14 protein-coding genes are annotated in these 13612 nt (G+C 49.8%); 2 read left to right on the plus strand and 12 right to left on the minus strand.

Going from position 1 to position 13612, the window contains the following annotated elements:
• Window positions 1–12: 12 nt before the first annotated feature.
• From FDW92_RS19155 to ybfF, 8 genes are all read right to left on the minus strand, one after another.
• Window positions 13–1308 (minus strand): MFS transporter, encoded by a 1296-nt coding sequence (locus tag FDW92_RS19155; protein ID WP_038638812.1) that lies wholly within the window; start codon window positions 1306–1308, stop codon window positions 13–15.
• A 53-nt stretch (window positions 1309–1361) separates the two neighbouring features.
• Window positions 1362–2501, minus strand: a complete 1140-nt coding sequence (gene tcuB / locus FDW92_RS19160; RefSeq protein ID WP_042309776.1) for a tricarballylate utilization 4Fe-4S protein TcuB — start codon at window positions 2499–2501, stop codon at window positions 1362–1364.
• Window positions 2488–3891 (minus strand): FAD-dependent tricarballylate dehydrogenase TcuA, encoded by a 1404-nt coding sequence (gene tcuA / locus FDW92_RS19165; protein WP_042309774.1) that lies wholly within the window; start codon window positions 3889–3891, stop codon window positions 2488–2490. Before tcuA ends, tcuB begins: the two co-directional genes overlap by 14 nt.
• Window positions 3892–3988: 97 nt before the next feature.
• Window positions 3989–4915, minus strand: coding sequence for a tricarballylate utilization LysR family transcriptional regulator TcuR (tcuR, locus tag FDW92_RS19170; RefSeq protein WP_042309772.1), 927 nt, complete (start codon window positions 4913–4915; stop codon window positions 3989–3991).
• Window positions 4916–5043: 128 nt separating this feature from the next.
• Entirely contained in the window at window positions 5044–5490 is a 447-nt protein-coding gene (fur, locus tag FDW92_RS19175; protein ID WP_003022836.1) for a ferric iron uptake transcriptional regulator, read from the minus strand.
• Window positions 5491–5779: 289 nt separating this feature from the next.
• Window positions 5780–6310, minus strand: a complete 531-nt coding sequence (fldA, locus tag FDW92_RS19185) for a flavodoxin FldA (protein WP_003022839.1) — start codon at window positions 6308–6310, stop codon at window positions 5780–5782.
• A 155-nt stretch (window positions 6311–6465) separates the two neighbouring features.
• Window positions 6466–6753: a LexA regulated protein gene (gene ybfE / locus FDW92_RS19190; protein ID WP_042310165.1), complete on the minus strand. Its 288-nt coding sequence runs from the start codon at window positions 6751–6753 to the stop codon at window positions 6466–6468.
• A 128-nt stretch (window positions 6754–6881) separates the two neighbouring features.
• A complete protein-coding gene (ybfF, locus tag FDW92_RS19195; RefSeq protein WP_042309770.1) occupies window positions 6882–7655 on the minus strand; it encodes an esterase in 774 nt (257 codons plus the stop codon).
• A 193-nt stretch (window positions 7656–7848) separates the two neighbouring features.
• Between ybfF and seqA the strand changes: the two genes are divergently transcribed.
• Both seqA and pgm read left to right on the plus strand, forming a co-directional pair.
• Window positions 7849–8391, plus strand: a complete 543-nt coding sequence (gene seqA / locus FDW92_RS19200) for a replication initiation negative regulator SeqA (RefSeq protein WP_042309768.1) — start codon at window positions 7849–7851, stop codon at window positions 8389–8391.
• 24 nt (window positions 8392–8415) lie between these two features.
• Window positions 8416–10056 (plus strand): phosphoglucomutase (alpha-D-glucose-1,6-bisphosphate-dependent), encoded by a 1641-nt coding sequence (gene pgm / locus FDW92_RS19205; RefSeq protein WP_016152262.1) that lies wholly within the window; start codon window positions 8416–8418, stop codon window positions 10054–10056.
• 459 nt (window positions 10057–10515) lie between these two features.
• On the opposite strand, the gene FDW92_RS19210 is transcribed toward pgm, so the two are convergent.
• The 4 genes from FDW92_RS19210 to FDW92_RS19225 all read right to left on the minus strand — a co-directional run.
• Window positions 10516–10800, minus strand: a complete 285-nt coding sequence (locus FDW92_RS19210) for a type VI secretion system PAAR protein (RefSeq protein WP_042309765.1) — start codon at window positions 10798–10800, stop codon at window positions 10516–10518.
• Between the two features lie 116 nt (window positions 10801–10916).
• Window positions 10917–11795, minus strand: coding sequence for a hypothetical protein (locus FDW92_RS19215; RefSeq protein ID WP_137400679.1), 879 nt, complete (start codon window positions 11793–11795; stop codon window positions 10917–10919).
• Between the two features lie 66 nt (window positions 11796–11861).
• Complete coding sequence (locus FDW92_RS19220; RefSeq protein ID WP_052511193.1) at window positions 11862–12599, minus strand: hypothetical protein; 738 nt, start codon at window positions 12597–12599, stop codon at window positions 11862–11864.
• Window positions 12596–13612 (minus strand): type VI secretion system tip protein VgrG (locus FDW92_RS19225; protein WP_137400680.1); only part of this gene is annotated, 1017 nt, incomplete at its 5' end. The genes FDW92_RS19220 and FDW92_RS19225, both read right to left, overlap by 4 nt.

Consider the following 13612-nt stretch of genomic DNA (forward strand, 5'->3'; position numbering starts at 1 on the left):
CCCGTTTGCTTTTCAGAGCTTATGTTCCACTGGTTGATAGCCCCGACTCAGTCGGACAAACAGCATTGCCGTGGCGGCGAGTCCACAAAGCGCTGCGCACATCAGCCACCATCCCGGTGAGCTTTTATCCCCGGTTAGCTGGACCAGCGCCGTGGATATGACTGGTGTAAGGCCGCCAAAAATCGCCGTGGCAAGACTGAATGCCAGTGAAAAGCCCACCGTACGGACATAGACAGGCATCACCTCGGTGAGTGCCGCGACCATTGCCCCGTTGTACATGCCAAAAAAGAACGAGAACCAAAGCAGGACCAGCGTCATGCGCATGAAGTCTGGCGCGGCGGTGAGCCAGTGCATTACCGGCCAGGTGGTAAGCAGTGCGAGTACAGTAATCCCCATCAATACCGGACGACGACCAATTCGGTCAGATATCGCTCCGCCAATCGGCAGCCAAATAAAGTTAGAAATACCGACCAGCATGGTGACTACCAGGCTATCGCGCGCGCTCAGGTGGAGTACGGCCCTGCCGTAGGTTGGGGTGTAGACGGTAATAAAGTAAAACGTCGTGGTGGTCATCGCTACCAGCAGCGTACCCGCAGCGATCAGACGCCAGTTTTTGATGATAGTGGTGAAAATTTCCCTGGTGTCGGGACGGTGCGTACGTTGTAAAAATGCGTCTGTCTCCTGAAGCGAACGGCGCAGGACGAAGATCAACGGAATAATCATGCAACCAATAAAGAACGGAATGCGCCAGCCCCATTCAGAGATCTCATCGTGCCCCAGTGTGGCATTCAGAGCGTAGCCAATCAGCGCCGCCACCACAATGGCGACCTGTTGGCTGGCGGACTGCCAACTGGTGTAGAAACCTTTATTACCAGGCGTGGCGATTTCAGAGAGATAAACCGAAACGCCTCCCAGCTCTACGCCCGCAGAGAAGCCTTGCAATAATCGACCGACTAATACCAGCACAGGGGCCAGCAGGCCAATGCTTTGATAACCGGGAACCAGGGCAATCAGCAGGGTACCGCAGCCCATGATCGCCAGCGTCACCATCAGTCCTTTACGGCGTCCAATTCTGTCGATGTAAGCACCCAGCACGATTGCGCCAACGGGCCGCATTAAAAAACCCGAACCGAAAACCGCAAAGGTCAACATGAGCCCGGCAAATTCACTCTCCGCGGGGAAGAACGTCTTTGCGATATAGGTGGCGTAAAACCCGAACAGAAAAAAGTCGAACTGTTCGAGAAAATTACCGCTGGTTACCCGCAGTATTGCGCCGAAAGTTCCAGCGCGCGATGGTTGTTGTGTCATTAGGGTTGCTCCACTGTCTTATCATAATATTTATAGAGGTAAGAGTTTGCGGGTTAGTCGCCTGTGACCCCCGCTTGTTTGCCGCGCCTTTTCTCAATCGCCCACTTGAGTAAGGCTGCGCAGCGGTAAAATCCGTGGGCAAATTTTCCGTAAGGAATGGTCAGAAAAAGCGCCATGACCACGCCGAGATGAATGGCCAGTAAAATAGCCATCCATGAAGTGTCCCTTCCCGCCAGCAGCGCCAGACCAGTCAAACTGGTCAGCAGCAGCAGCAAAATAAAACCGCGATCCATCGGTTTTTGCCGGGCGTCGCCATGCAGCGGTGAACGCTTAAGATTCAGCCATAGCAAGCCCGCCGGGCCGACAACCAGACCAATGCCGCCCAACGTGCCCAGCATCACCGGCACGCTGAAGAACGGGTAGGGCGCTTCTATACCTGCAAAGTAGTGATAGCCCGTTGCCACCACGGTGGCGGCAAAGCAGAGCATAAAACCGTAGAAGGTAAAGTGGTGGAAACGGCGGCGCATCAGGGTGAAAGCATCATCCGCTTCGTTACAACCTTTGCCGTGGCCACCATCGAGATATTTCAGCGTCAGCGCATCGTGTGAGGCTTCAGCAATCTCGGCGGAACGCGGCATACCCGGAGAGATCTCGCGCCAGAAGCGGATCACGCCGGCCATCAACAAACCGATCGCCAGAATAAACACCGAACCAAACATCCAGGCCAGCAGGTTATGCGGGAAAATTTGATAGAAATCCCCGGCCAGCGGAGGATGGAATAGTGAGCCTTTCAAACCTATAGCGAGGAGTAAAAACAGGATCAGACCGAAAACCAGCGCCAGCGTCACGGTGACGCCTGCGCGACGATAAAGCGCGCCAAAGGCGGCGGGTTGCGCGTAATGCTGATAGGTTTCGAGCCGGACTTCCGCCATCGCCTTCGGTACGTTGATGGCAAATTCATGAGGCGGGGCATACTGACATGCGTGCAGGCAAGCGCCGCAGTTATGGCACAAGTTTGCCAGGTAATTGATATCCGCTTTACCGAATTCCAGACGCTGCGTCATGGCCGGGAATACGGCGCAAAAGCCTTCACAATAGCGACAGGCATTGCACACTTGCATCACACGTTCAACTTCAGCTTCCGGTTCGGTGATAATTTGCGCTTCGATGATCAGTTTCTCAAGCTGCTTCATGACGAGTCTCCTTACGTGCGGCTAGCGCGGCTTCTTTTCCGGCAATGCGGCCAAAGGTCGTGCCGATCGACATCCCCACGCCTGCGGTGTAGCCCTTACCCAAAACGTTGCCCGCCATCATCTCTCCGGCGACGAACAGGTTGCGGCTTGGAAGCCCGGCAAAATGCACAGCGGCGCGTTCGTTCACTTTTAACCCAAGATAAGTGAAAGTGATCCCTGGCCGCAGGGCATAGCCGTAGTATGGCGGCTGGTCCAGCGGTCGCGCCCAGTGCGTTTTCGCGGGTAGCAAATCTTTGGTGGTGCAGTTATCCAGAACGGTATGGTCGAACTGGCCGGGCTGGCAGGCGTTGTTGTACTCCGTCACGGTGTGGGTAAAGCGTTCGGCATCCAGTCCTAACTGAAGGGCCAGTTCTGCCAACGTATTGGCCTGCGCGCCGGGAAAGACCGGAGGCATAAAGTGGCCGATAGCTTTACTGTCGATGATGGAGTAACCAATCTGCCCTGGCTGTTGCGCGACCAGACGCCCCCAGATGGCGTAGCGTTTCGGCCAGAAATCTTCGCCTTCATCATAAAAACGATCTGCGTCACGGTTTACCATTATGCCCAGCGAGACGCAGTCCACGCGGGTGCAAATTCCGCCATCATATAATGGTGCTCTGGCATCAATAGCCACGCAGTGTGACTGGGAGGGATCGCCGATAATGTCGGCTCCGGCATCCATCATAAATTTGAGCAGTACGCCCTGGTTAAAGCGCGTGCCGCGAATCAGGAAGTTATCCGCAGGCCATTCGCCGCGCTCGTTCTCTCCCCACGCTTCTCGCAGCCATTCGCGGTTTGACTCAAACCCGCCAGCGGCAAGCACGCAGGACTTAGCGGTGATGCGCTCTTCGCCTGCTAACGCCGCCACGAACTCGCCATTACGCAGTTCAAGCGCCTGAACGGGGGTGTTATAGCGAATTTGAACGCCCAGCTTTTCTGCGCTGCGATAATAGGCATTTACCAGGGCCTTTCCACCGCCCATAAAAAAGGCATTGGTTCGCGCCACGTGCAAAGCGCCGGAGAGAGGAGGCTGAAAGTTAACGCCGTGCTGACGCATCCAGTCACGGCATTGTGAAGAGGTACGGATCACCAGACGCGCCAGCGCTTCGTTGGTATTCCCTTCTGTGACGCGCCACAGATCCTGCCAGAATTCTTCTTCAGGATAGCTTTCCACCAGCACATCCTGCGGCGCGTCATGCATACAACGTAAATTACGTGTGTGTTGGGAGTTTCCTCCGCGCCATTCACGGGGAGCCGCTTCGAGCAGGAGTACCGAAGCTCCTTGCTCGCGGGCGGTCAAGGCAGCACACAACGCGGCATTGCCACCGCCAATCACCAGAACATCAACCATCGTATACTCCATTACCATTTAACTATTTGTTAAATTTGTAATTGAAATGTATACGTACAGGCTGTGTGGGCGCTATGACGTGACGCTAAACAGTGCTTTAGTTATTGTAAAGCGTAGCGCCAGGCCAGCTTCCGGCTTCCACCAGTTGATGCATAACTTTCGTCAGCACCACACGGGCGGCGAGGCCTGCCGGGGTAAGTTCATCGTCAGAGAGACTGACCAGAAAGTTAGGGCGGCTAAGTATCGGATTATGGACGCCGATCACTCTTAGAGTGTCTTTATCGAGATGGGAGATCGCCGCGCCTGGCTGAAGAGTGGCGCCAATGCCACTGCGTACGGCGCGCATCAGTAACGCCAGACCATCAATTTCAGTAGCGATCTCAATATTTAGCGCGTGTTCCTGGCAGATGGCATCCAGCCTGCCGCGCAGACCGTGTCCCGGGCTTGGCATGATCAATGGAATATTTGCCAGTTGGGCAGGCGCAATATTGTCGTCGACAATATCAGCCAATAGGGCATGGGTCCCAATCAAAAACAGCCGTTCTTCAAGAATCGGTCTGGCGCTCCAGCGCAGGATCTTTTCTTTTTGAAACACGATAGCCAGATCAATCTGGCGGGTATTAATCATTCGTTCCAGGTTGCCAGAGAGACTTTCCACCACGTGCAGGCGAACATCAGCATAGCTTTCCCGCATGGCGTGAATAAAAGGCATGCCGAGAACGGAAGCGGTACTGGGAGCCATACCGACGCTGACATGCCCGGAAAGTCGGGCCTCGCGAGCGGCGAGGATTGCATCGTCTGCATGCCGGAGCGCCAGCTGCGCCTGGGAGTAAAAAGCCAGTCCGGCGCTGGTGGGTGTCACACCTCGCGAGGTGCGTTGTAGCAGGCGAATAGCAAGTTCGTTTTCGAGCCGCGTCATTTGCTGACTGAGCGCCGAAACGCCGATATTAAGATCGAGCGCTGCGCTACCCATGCTGCCGGTTTCTACAATGCGAACAAAATAGCGTAGCTGGCGAAGTTCCATTTCAACTCTCCGGAAGGGCAATTGATTTTTACATTAAAGCAACATTGACGGAGAAGGAAGAGGGTGCTGGTCAAATTCAGCCCATAAAAAAAGCCAACCGGAAGGTTGGCTTTTCAGAAAGCGTCACATTATTTGCCGTCGTGCGCATGCTCATCTTCGCGGCAATCGCCTTCGGCGCAGTGGCCGTAAAGATAGAGGCTATGGTTGGTTAAGCGAATACCATGTTTAGCCGCAATCTCACGCTGGCGCGCTTCAATGGAATCATCGCTGAACTCGACCACTTTGCCGCAGTCGAGGCAAATGAGGTGATCGTGGTGATGCTGTTGAGTCAGTTCGAAGACGGATTTACCACCTTCAAAATTATGGCGGGTCACGATACCGGCATCATCAAACTGGTTCAGCACACGATACACGGTCGCCAGACCAATTTCTTCACCCATATCGATCAGGCGCTTGTATAAGTCTTCCGCACTGACGTGATGGTTATCCGGTTCCTGAAGAACTTCCAGAATTTTTAAACGAGGAAGCGTTACTTTCAGGCCAGCCTTCTTTAATGCGGTATTGTTGTCAGTCATGCGGAATCTGTCCTGTAGCTAAACGATTCACTTCATTAACAGAAGTGACAGAAATTGCACTTGAGAAATTGCATATCATTATAGAACTGCCATGGTTAAATGAAAACTGCAAGTCTCTGGCATATATTGTTAATCAAAACGTGGTATCGCCGACAAACACACTGTGCAACACCCGATTGGCATCCAGCCATTGTACAGGGTCAGACGAAAAAGTTACAAATTTGTAGCAATTATTTTGATTGGTTTTATCTATTGATGCGGCGCAGATGGTGATCTACGCCGCGTGAAATCAGGCATTGATGATTTCGTCGAGGTGCAGTTCTTCTGAGATCTGCTTAACCCATTTTTCTACGCGTTCTGCGGTCAGCTCCGGCTGGCGATCCTCATCAATAGCCAGACCAACAAAGTGGTCGTCATCAGCCAGACCTTTGGACGCTTCAAAGTGATAACCCGCCGTTGGCCAGTGACCGACGATGGTGGCGCCGCGTGGCTCAATGATGTCGCGAATGGTGCCTAACGCATCGCAGAAGTATTCTGCGTAATCTTCCTGGTCGCCACAGCCAAACAGTGCGACCAGTTTGCCGTTAAAATCAATGTCTTCGAGGGTAGGGAAGAAATCGTCCCAGTCACACTGCGCTTCACCGTAGTACCAGGTTGGAATGCCGAGCAGCAGAATGTCATACCCTTCCAGGTCTTCTTTGCTGCTTTTTGCAATGTCATGTACATCGGCAACGTCTTTACCAAGCTGTTTTTGAATCATTTTTGCGATGTTTTCGGTATTACCGGTGTCGCTGCCGAAAAAGATGCCAGTGATTGCCATGAGTAAAATAACCTCTTGAAACTTATTGAAATGGTGGTGGCGCATTGCCCACGGATAAGGGCAATCATAGCAGAACAGTCAGGCATGCGGAAACAGCAAACACGCGGGACTGCACTCTGTGCTACACGATTTATGATTTAGAGCAGAAATTCAGACTATGCCTGACCGCGCAATGCGGTGAGTTGGGTCATCAGCATCTCTTCGATGAGTTCACTGCGACTCATGTTACGCGCCTCGGCCAGCTCGTTTAACGCGTCAACGGCATCAGCGTTCAGTTTCAGTTCGACACGCTTAAGCCCGCGAACTTTGTCACGTTTAAGCTGATTACGTTTATTTATACGTAACTGTTCATCACGCGAGAGCGGATTAGTTTTGGGTCGTCCCGGGCGACGCTCCTGCGCGAACAGATCTAATGTCGTACGGTCCGTTTGTTCTTTGGCCATGATCTTGGTGACTTCGGGGAAACAATCAGCCAGGCGTCTGCCCGGATGGATAGCGCGCCATAATACATCAGCAGGGGAGGCACGCCAACGCCCACGCGCGTAATCGCGCACGGACGCTGAGTTTTTAATCAGTTAGCCTGCTCGTTCAGATAACGACGAATGGCCCGCAGCACTGCTTCAGGTTTTTCCGCATGTACCCAATGCCCCGCGCCCGCAATTACGTGCGCCCGAGCCTGCGGGAATTGTGCCAGCAGCTGTCCGCGATACGCTTCGGTGACATAAGGGGAGTTACCGCCTGGGATAAACAATGCCGGGTGCTCCCACGCCGGGACGGTTTCCCAACCAACGATATGGGGATATTGATCCCACAATACGGGAACGTTAAAGCGCCACTCGCCGTCAACAAAGGATTTCAGCAGAAACTGGATAACACCTTCCTCTTGCAGATACTGGCGCATGACGCTTGCCGCCTGCTGGCGTGAGGACGCTTGTGCATCGGTTACGGCATTGATTGCCGCAAAAATCTCATCATGACGGCGTACATGATAGTCAACCGGCGCAATATCAATAGCCACCATCCGATCGATACGGTCAGGGGCCAACGCGCTTAACGCCATGACGGCTTTCCCCCCCATCGAGTGACCAATAAAGATCGCTTTTTCGATCTGTTGATCGTCCAGCGTATCCACCAGGTCTTGCGCCATGGCCGCATAATTCATCTCAGGCGATCGGGGCGAGAGGCCATGATTTCGCATATCAACCTGGATGATATCGTGATCGGCCACCAGATCGCGCGCCAGGATCCCCAGGTTATCCAGACTACCAAACAGGCCGTGAACCAGGACGATGGGAGAATTATTGTGCAGGTTTTGCGCAGATTGCGCTCGGATATTCAATTTCATGGCAAAGTTCTTTTTTTCACACTCACGGGTTAGGGTATCATGTTGACCATTCTGCCACAGGGCTGCAACAACTACGGTTACTCCGAGTTTTATCAGCCACCAGGCTTGACGCTATCCGCTGTTGGGATTTGCCTTTACACTACGCGTGTTAACCCAACAACTTGTATTCAGCTAAACACTGCACTGGATTAAGATGAAAACGATTGAAGTTGATGATGAACTCTATAGCTATATTGCCAGCCACACCAAGCATATCGGCGAGAGCGCATCCGACATTTTACGGCGTATGTTGAAATTTTCCGCCGCATCACAGCCTGTCACTCCGGTAGTAAAAGAAGTCCGCGCTGTGCAACCTGTCGTGGAAGCCAAGCCGGTTAACCCCGTAAAAGATAAAGTGCGCGCGATGCGTGAACTGCTGTTGTCCGATGAATATGCGGAACAGAAGAAAGCAGTAAATCGCTTTATGCTGGTGCTGTCTACACTCTATTCTCTGGATCAAAACGCGTTCGCCGAAGCAACGGATTCGTTGCATGGCCGTACGCGCGTTTATTTTGCAGCAGATGAACAGACGCTGCTGAAAAATGGTAATCAAACCAAACCGAAACACGTGCCAGGCACGCCGTACTGGGTGATCACCAATACCAACACCGGCCGTAAATGCAGCATGGTGGAGCACATCATGCAGTCAATGCAATTCCCTGCGGAATTGATTGAAAAGGTTTGCGGAACAATTTAATCCTTGCATTAGAAGGACTAGGCAATGGCAATCCACAACCGTGCAGGTCAACCTGCGCAACAGAGTGATTTGATTAACGTCGCCCAACTGACGGCACAGTACTATGTACTGAAACCAACGGCAGGGAACGCTGAGCACGCCGTCAAGTTCGGTACGTCCGGGCATCGCGGCAGCGCAGGTCGTCATAGTTTTAACGAGCCGCATATTCTGGCTATCGCCCAGGCGATAGCTGAAGAACGTGCGAAAAACGGGATTACTGGCCCGTGCTATGTGGGCAAGGATACCCACGCGCTGTCTGAACCGGCTTTTATCTCTGTGCTGGAAGTGCTGGCGGCGAATGGTGTTGACGTCATCGTGCAGGAAAACAACGGCTTTACGCCAACCCCTGCCGTGTCGAATGCCATCCTGGTCCACAACAAAAAAGGCGGCCCGCTGGCTGACGGCATTGTGATCACGCCGTCCCACAACCCGCCGGAAGACGGCGGCATTAAATACAACCCGCCAAACGGTGGTCCGGCAGATACCAACGTCACCAAAGTGGTGGAAGACAGGGCCAACGCCCTGTTGGCTGACGGTCTGCAAGGCGTGAAGCGTATGTCGCTGGACGCCGCGCTGGCATCGGGTCATGTGAAAGAGCAGGACCTGGTTCAGCCGTTTGTTGAAGGACTGGCTGACATCGTCGACATGGCGGCGATCCAGAAAGCCGGACTGACCTTGGGTGTCGATCCGCTGGGCGGTTCCGGTATCGAATACTGGAAGCGTATTGCGAAGCACTACAACCTGAACCTGACTATCGTTAACGACCACGTTGATCAGACTTTCCGTTTTATGCATCTCGACAAAGATGGCGCTATCCGTATGGACTGTTCCTCCGAATGCGCGATGGCGGGTCTGCTGGCGCTGCGTGACAAGTTCGATCTGGCCTTTGCCAACGATCCGGACTACGACCGTCACGGCATCGTCACCCCGGCAGGGCTGATGAACCCGAACCACTACCTGGCGGTGGCGATCAACTATCTGTTCCAGCACCGTCCGCAATGGGGCAAAGATGTTGCCGTCGGTAAGACGCTGGTTTCCTCGGCGATGATTGACCGCGTGGTCAACGATCTGGGCCGTAAGCTGGTGGAAGTGCCGGTCGGTTTTAAATGGTTTGTTGACGGTCTGTTCGACGGCAGCTTTGGCTTTGGTGGTGAAGAGAGTGCGGGCGCATCTTTCCTGCGTTTCGACGGTACACCGTGGTCGACCGACAAAGATGGCATCATCATGTGCCTGCTGGCGGCAGAAATTACCGCTGTGACCGGTAAGAATCCGCAAGAACACTACAACGAACTGGCTGCTCGCTTCGGCGCGCCGAGCTACAACCGTTTGCAGGCGAGCGCGACCTCCGCGCAGAAAGCGGCGCTGTCTAAGCTGTCTCCGGAAATGGTAAGTGCCAGCACGCTGGCGGGCGATCCTATCACCGCACGTCTGACGGCGGCACCGGGCAACGGTGCTTCTATCGGTGGTCTGAAAGTGATGACTGACAACGGCTGGTTTGCCGCGCGTCCGTCAGGTACGGAAGACGCTTATAAAATCTACTGCGAGAGCTTCCTGGGTGAGGAACACCGCAAGCAGATCGAAAAAGAAGCTGTTGAGATCGTCAGTGAAGTGTTGAAAAACGCGTAAACCCCTGGCCGGATAAGACGTAAGCGTCGTGATCCGGTATGAATGATGAAAAGCCGGATCGCGCATAAGCTGATCCGGCTTTTTTTATTCAGTTGACCCGTCCCAGGCTTAAATCCGGATAACGTGATGATTGAATTCAAACACACCTAACAAGATCATCATTATCATTGAAAATAGCTGTCGCTAAGCAGGTAGAATAATAAACAGGCCCAGCAGTGATATGGCATCAGGGACGCCACACCATTTATTATTTGCTGCGCAAAAATGGAGGCTTGACTGGACTATCGGACCTCCTGGGTTAGTATAGAGGAAACTGTTAGCGGCTTGGACAACGAGTCCGCAGATAATTGAGCGAAAAAATCAATGAATTCGAAGAACACTTTTAGCGTGCGAACCAATTAGGCGTTATCCTTGGTTCTTAATTTTCGTGGGCTGTTATGAGTATATTTATAATATATGTCAGCCAATATTGACTGAACTGTTACCGATTATTACGCCACCACATTCAACTGCATCTCCTGTTCTTGCCGCTGGCAGACCATCGATAAAGACGCTTTCTGATCCGCCTGCTATTTTTCGGGGGTGAGGTGGGTGTTTGGGTTTAGCGTGTGGTGTTAGCGGATCCCCCTGGCGAGCTGCTGGTAAGCCGTCAATAAATACAGTTGATGAACCTGCGATGATGACAGTTTCGTAATAACCGTCATGCTGAGTACCTTTATCGCTAAGCTTGGCTGCAGTGGGCATGTTTTTCTCCAGGTTGTAATATAATCGTCATAAAAAAACAAATGCTTTATTTGTAGATGTCGACAGATTTGATAGAAATCATGAGGTGTTCTCATTGCTGTAAAAAATATATTTATTTAATCCTTATAATATAATGATTTAACTTTTTTTCCATCTATCTTTATATGAACTTGATTGGACTTAACCATGAGGATATTATTACTATTGATTCCCTTAAAATTAAATCTATCCATAAATTTTATTAACTGGTTACTTTCCGAGATATAATTATTTTTTATCGGTGGTAAATGTGGTGGTATATGATATTGATGTGGGTTATTTCCATCCCCAATCAAAGATAAAATTTTTTCATTTATATTTTGTTCAATAAACCATTCTTGTTTTACGAAGGTGAAATCAGTAGTTCTGATGCTGTAGATTTTAATATTAGGCATGAAATAATAATATTCGTTAAGCTTTATTTGAAAATGTACTTCACTATGCGGAGAAAGTTTATACCAGTCATCTTTTTCAAAAGAACTACGATAATCGCAATTGCTTCCTAAATAATCTAATGAAATATTAGCCGTGGATATAAAGAAAAGCATCCTACATAGTTTTATATCAGATGCGATTTCTTTATTTTCTGTTGGTATATAAGGTAGAGATGTTGTCCGAATAAAATATGGGTGAGATTTTTCATTCTTAAAGGAAAGTGTTGCAAGTACATTATTATTATTATTATTTACCGATAATGAGAGATATAAACCGTTTAACGCTTGCTCATTAGTGTTAGCAACTTCCAATGATTTAAAACGCACTATAGGATAATTTGGTAAGTACCATTGCTTGGGATGTAGTTGAGCTTTTTCATATTCATATCCATTCCACCCTCTCATTCCATATCCGTATTTGATAATGGATAATTCATTTGCTGATAACCAGTTTGGTATAACTAATATCATTAATAATATTTTTTTGAAGTTAAGTTTATTTAAATAAATGAAACGCTTCATTTTATTAAGGATCTTATATTTTTGATTTAAAGAGTTAATCTGCGAAGGATAATGAAAAATAATTCCTCACTCGTTTTTAATTTCTATTTCAAAGTATCTTTCAATATTGTAAGCATTGTCAAAAACAAGATCGAATTTATTTTCAGTAATTAATTTATTAGCTCCTTTCACATGCCCATTGTAGTCATCATTATCTTCTTGATAGGGCGATTGCTTATTTCCTTCAGAGTCATAATCTGATGTCCCCATTCCTCCACCATTAGGGTCTGTAAAAAATTTGGGTATATGGCTTAATTCGTGGCAAAGTGTAGACACCCGAGAGTCATGGCCGGTAAGTTTTGAGCATATGCGTTTCTTTTCATTACTGTCTTTTTTTCTCCGCCCCACAAAATTTATACCAATTTCAACCTTATAGTCCTTCTGTGGCTCCCCTGGTACTTTAGCACTAACTTCACGTGGTTCATTAATTTTGTTAATAAAACTTTTAATGGTCATTGTACTTTTCACATACCTAATTCGCCTAATACAATCTTCCATCACACCCTTTGCGCTTATTTTAACAAGATGTTGCTCTCCTCTTACAGGCATATTTATATGAACAAATTCATCACCCCATATACCAGATATCGTTTGGAATTCGTTCTTTTCTTTGTCTTCCCAAGTTTTAAGATCTTTCTCTCTTTGATTTAATACCTTATCCAGAGCCTCTAATGTTTCTGTTATCATTGCATCAAAATCATTTATTTTACATTGTTTAAAAACTATCATTTCTTTTGACGGTTTACCGTGTGTTTTATCACTCATTCTTCTTCTCCCCAACATGTATCAAAATCAGGATTGATAAGTTTTATTGCAATTTCTTCATCGTTATCTTGGGTAAATATTTCGGTATACCCATTCTGATCTGTCTCTCCATATATTTGAGTTCCATCTACAAAATATGCGATATAACGTATGTTTGAATATGGTTCTTGTTTTTTATCAAAAAAATGAAATTGAAGATGATATTTTTCAGAATCCTGATTCGTCAGTTGTAATGGCCGAATGGCATCACCCGGACTCCCCCCACTGTTAAGATTAATTTTCGATCCCCCGATATCCACACCTCCTGCGTGTATCACCACAAATGAGCCGCCCACCTTCAGACTGATCTTACTGTCACTCTGGAGGACAATATCGCCCTCAACGCGGATCCCCAGCGCTCCGGCTACCTTCTGCGCCATATCGCCTTTCACTTCCAGGCTGTGCTTACCCCCGACCAGGCTGATATGGTCTTTTGTGGTGCGGTGCTCCTGCTTCCCTTCAACGCTCACGCTTCTGTTGCGCACAACGCTCAGCGACGTGTCATGACCAATGCGCACGGTGCGATCGTTTGTGACTTCCTGCGTATGATCGTGCTGCACCGTGATGCGCTGATCGTTCCCGACCGTGACATGCCGGTCATGCGCCACGGTGATTTTCTGATCGTGGCCGCCTGCATTCTCCTTACCCACCGTCACCGTCTGGCCCAGACCCACGGTAATGTTCTGGTTGTTGCCGATGGTTTCGCTGTGATCCACCTTCACATCGGTGGTGCGATTGTTCAGCACCTCGGTATCCATGTTCTTCTGCGCATGGATATAGACCTGCTCCTGGTCTGTGGCATCGTCAAAGGTCAGCTCGTTAAATCCGTCGCCCTGATAGGTTTTGGAGCGGATGGTCATTTTTGTCCGGGTGGCCGGCAGGTCACCCGGCGAGGGATTATCTTCGTGATAGGCCCGTCCCGTTACGACAGGCTGATCCGGGTCACCGTTGAGGAAATCAACAATCACTTCCTG

The sequence above is a fragment of the Citrobacter sp. wls706 genome, assembly GCF_005281305.1.
Lineage (GTDB): Bacteria > Pseudomonadota > Gammaproteobacteria > Enterobacterales > Enterobacteriaceae > Citrobacter > Citrobacter werkmanii.

What these genes read in the sequence shown, in the direction of transcription:
- FDW92_RS19215 (WP_137400679.1), bottom strand. Translation starts at nt 11,795, where the DNA reads ATGAAGCGTTTCATTTATTTAAATAAACTTAACTTCAAAAAAATATTA.
- tcuB (WP_042309776.1), bottom strand. Translation starts at nt 2,501, where the DNA reads ATGAAGCAGCTTGAGAAACTGATCATCGAAGCGCAAATTATCACCGAA.
- FDW92_RS19155 (WP_038638812.1), bottom strand. Translation starts at nt 1,308, where the DNA reads ATGACACAACAACCATCGCGCGCTGGAACTTTCGGCGCAATACTGCGG.
- pgm (WP_016152262.1), top strand. Translation starts at nt 8,416, where the DNA reads ATGGCAATCCACAACCGTGCAGGTCAACCTGCGCAACAGAGTGATTTG.
- ybfE (WP_042310165.1), bottom strand. Translation starts at nt 6,753, where the DNA reads ATGGCCAAAGAACAAACGGACCGTACGACATTAGATCTGTTCGCGCAG.
- FDW92_RS19210 (WP_042309765.1), bottom strand. Translation starts at nt 10,800, where the DNA reads ATGCCCACTGCAGCCAAGCTTAGCGATAAAGGTACTCAGCATGACGGT.
- ybfF (WP_042309770.1), bottom strand. Translation starts at nt 7,655, where the DNA reads ATGAAATTGAATATCCGAGCGCAATCTGCGCAAAACCTGCACAATAAT.
- seqA (WP_042309768.1), top strand. Translation starts at nt 7,849, where the DNA reads ATGAAAACGATTGAAGTTGATGATGAACTCTATAGCTATATTGCCAGC.
- FDW92_RS19220 (WP_052511193.1), bottom strand. Translation starts at nt 12,599, where the DNA reads ATGAGTGATAAAACACACGGTAAACCGTCAAAAGAAATGATAGTTTTT.
- tcuA (WP_042309774.1), bottom strand. Translation starts at nt 3,891, where the DNA reads ATGGTTGATGTTCTGGTGATTGGCGGTGGCAATGCCGCGTTGTGTGCT.
- fur (WP_003022836.1), bottom strand. Translation starts at nt 5,490, where the DNA reads ATGACTGACAACAATACCGCATTAAAGAAGGCTGGCCTGAAAGTAACG.
- tcuR (WP_042309772.1), bottom strand. Translation starts at nt 4,915, where the DNA reads ATGGAACTTCGCCAGCTACGCTATTTTGTTCGCATTGTAGAAACCGGC.
- fldA (WP_003022839.1), bottom strand. Translation starts at nt 6,310, where the DNA reads ATGGCAATCACTGGCATCTTTTTCGGCAGCGACACCGGTAATACCGAA.